The sequence below is a fragment of the Planosporangium spinosum genome, from assembly GCF_049999945.1.
Classification (GTDB): Bacteria; Actinomycetota; Actinomycetes; order Mycobacteriales; family Micromonosporaceae; genus Planosporangium; species Planosporangium spinosum.
In genome coordinates, this window is the sequence record NZ_JBLYUB010000068.1 from 1 (window position 1) to 1,887 (window position 1,887).

Annotated in this window: 2 protein-coding genes and 1 pseudogene; all 3 read left to right on the top strand. The window is 63.7% G+C overall.

Translation table 11 applies throughout. The features are described 5' to 3' along the window. The first annotated feature begins 111 nt into the window (after positions 1-111). A complete protein-coding gene (locus ACNTMW_RS34205) occupies positions 112-534 on the top strand; it encodes an Imm21 family immunity protein (protein ID WP_426638219.1) in 423 nt (140 codons plus the stop codon). Positions 535-626: 92 nt separating this feature from the next. Beyond that, the gene (locus ACNTMW_RS34210) at positions 627-1,028 is read left to right on the top strand and encodes an Imm10 family immunity protein (RefSeq protein WP_426638218.1); all 402 of its coding nucleotides are present in this window, start codon (positions 627-629) and stop codon (positions 1,026-1,028) included. A 113-nt stretch (positions 1,029-1,141) separates the two neighbouring features. Then, positions 1,142-1,432, top strand: a pseudogene (locus ACNTMW_RS34215) (tyrosine-type recombinase/integrase); the annotation flags it as partial. Between the last annotated feature and the right edge of the window lie 455 nt (positions 1,433-1,887).

Genomic DNA, 1,887 nt, shown 5'->3' on the forward strand with positions numbered 1-1,887 from the left:
GGCACAACTGGTTTGGTCGCCAGTGCACCTACCGGAGAGCTCTGCCTGTTGTCATCTCGACACGCCGGGCATCGACACTGAGGATCGTCTCCGATCGATCCAGAGGTTCAGATCCCAGACAGGCACTCAGAGTCATCGGACTGGGGTGACTACGGCCGTGCCTGCGCCGTGGACGACTGGGCTGGAGTCATTCCCGTCGGTCCGGCTACAGCCTTGATACTCGGCGGCGACCCTCTGCCCACCACGTACCTTCCCGAGCATCGAATGCTGGCAGGCGCCTTCGCGTATGACCACGGCGACGGTCCCCTGTCCGAGGCGGTTGCCGACCTGCGGCCCCGCGTGCAGTGGCAAGAGGGGCCGCGGTGGCAGATCGTCGAGCCGCTCATCCTGTTCGACTCCGCACTTCGCGGTACCGAACTCGTCCTTGACGACCACCTGCGGATTGAGGTGGAGCCGGGACCGGTACAGACCCGCACTGCCTACGTGGAAGCGTACCCACGGCTGGTGCTAGTGGAGCTGGCACTAACCCCCTGATTTGCGGAGGTCAACCGACGCGACCCGACCAGCGATCGTCGGCTCTACGCCCAGGACAGCGTGGTCCAGCCTGATCTTGGTATAACGTCGTGATGACCATGCGATTCACCGCCCGCGTAGCCGGCGTGGACGATAGCGACTGCTTGGTAGCCGGGGTCGCCGAGCACGAAGACAGCACCGGACGATCCCTGATCTTTCAAGCGGCCCAGGAGCCACCAGACGACCAAGAGATCCGGCTCGGCATGGACACATACTGCCTCGTAACCGAGAGCCAGGGCACGGCCTACGGCTGCGTGGAAGAAATCGTGATCGACCGCGACCAACTGCGCATCGTTCTACGAAAGGACGCCCTGGCCGACCTAGATCTCAACGACGACGTGGTCGAGGTCGAGCTTGCGGCTGACCCGGAGGCGACCCAGACCTTCCGCGACATGCTGCGGGAGATCCTCGCTTACGGCCGCGACAACGCCCGACCAACCGTCGTACGCCTCTGACAGCCTTAACCGAACTAGCGACCCACCCCGCCCTCCAGTCCGCGGCCTGAGGATTCATCCCGTCGCCTGTGCTGTGCAATTGAGGTGGGCTTCCCCCGAGGTGTGGACACCCTGAGACTCGACAGGTCTTCACCACCCGCCACGGCACCCCGATCGAGCCACGCAACTTCAACCGGGCTTTTGACGCCTGGGTCCGACGGGCCGAGGTCCCGCGCATCACCGTCCACGACGCCCGGCGTACCTGCGGCTCGCTCCTGGTCGACCTGGACGTGCACCCCCGGGTCGTGATGCAGATCCTCCGGCACGCCCAGTTCTCGATCACCATGGAGATCTACGCCAAGGTCAGCTCGACGGCGACCCGGGAGGCGCTCAAGCGGCTGGGCGAGAGCCTGGACCGATCGTGAGCGTTGCTGTACTTCGCTGCTGTACGGGATGGCAAAGGGGCCATCTCGATCACCCGAGATGGCCCCTCACCTGCTGCGCGCCCGAAGGGACTCGAACCCCTAACCTTCTGATCCACAGCCGACGGGGCAATCGCACCAGTTCATAGCCTTGATCGAATGATCCTTTTATGCCCGATTTCTGTGTAATTTATCGTGATAGTGGCCCTGTCAACAGCAACACGGCAACCGACTCGCATCGCGAGACGCGCACAGCCGGCGATGCCGTCATGCCGTTCGAGCCAACATCGGGACTGCATACCCAGGTCGCATCACGGGACTATCTCGCGAATGAGCTTCCCCCCGAGGTGTGGACACCCTGACACTGGATCTTGAGTCCAGAGGAAGGGGTGTCCCCGTTGGGACGTCCGTCGAAGTACACCGACGAGTTCAAGCGCGACGCGGTGGAGCTGGTGCGC